Below are 662 nucleotides of genomic sequence, written 5' to 3' on the forward strand. Positions count from 1 at the left end.
ATGGTGTCATTAAACCCCACGACTAAAAACTTTAGGTTGGTTATCCCTTGTTCCGTTGACGGGTCGAGTACATACCAGCCCCATTGGTAATCTGAGCAACCCGTTAACAACAGCAGCGAAATCAGCCATAGAGTTCGAAAGGTCACATTTACTCCCTGAATTAACTAAAAAACTTCCATTGTTACTGCTATGTTATCAATGGGGTTGTAATAAAGGTTAATAATTAAACCGTATAAGGTCATTATTTTTAAGGGAATAAAAATGAAAAAGATTTTGTTTGCGCTAGGAATATGTCTGCTTATGGTCACTCAAGTTGTTCATGCTCAGAGCCGTCTTCAAGAGATTCTGGATAAAGGCGTGTTGAGAGTAGGGACGACTGGGGACTGGAATCCGATGACAATGAAAGATCCAGCCACGAACAGTTATCGTGGTTTTGATATTGATGTCACAACCGAGCTTGCTAAAGATTTGGGTGTCAAAGTGGAGTACGTTGCCACCGATTGGAAAACGCTGGTTAATGGCATTACGGCCAACAAGTACGACATCACTGGCAGTGCGTCTTTAAACATGTCGCGTGCGAAGGTGGCTGGTTATAGCCAACCCTATTTCTACTTGGCGTTTGTGCCAGTGGTGCAGAAAAAAGACCTCGCCAAATTCTCTGA

The 662-nt window shown here is 42.9% G+C and carries 1 protein-coding gene and 1 pseudogene; one reads left to right on the forward strand and one right to left on the reverse strand.

Features of this window, described 5'->3' with window-relative positions:
• Positions 1-146: pseudogene (locus R7R24_RS27505) on the reverse strand (amino acid ABC transporter permease); the annotation flags it as partial.
• A gap of 115 nt (positions 147-261) precedes the next feature.
• Here R7R24_RS27505 and R7R24_RS27510 point away from each other — a divergent pair.
• Positions 262-662: transporter substrate-binding domain-containing protein (locus R7R24_RS27510; RefSeq protein WP_318120240.1), on the forward strand; the 401-nt coding region annotated here is incomplete at its 3' end.

The sequence above is a fragment of the Vibrio sp. 704 genome (assembly GCF_033339295.1).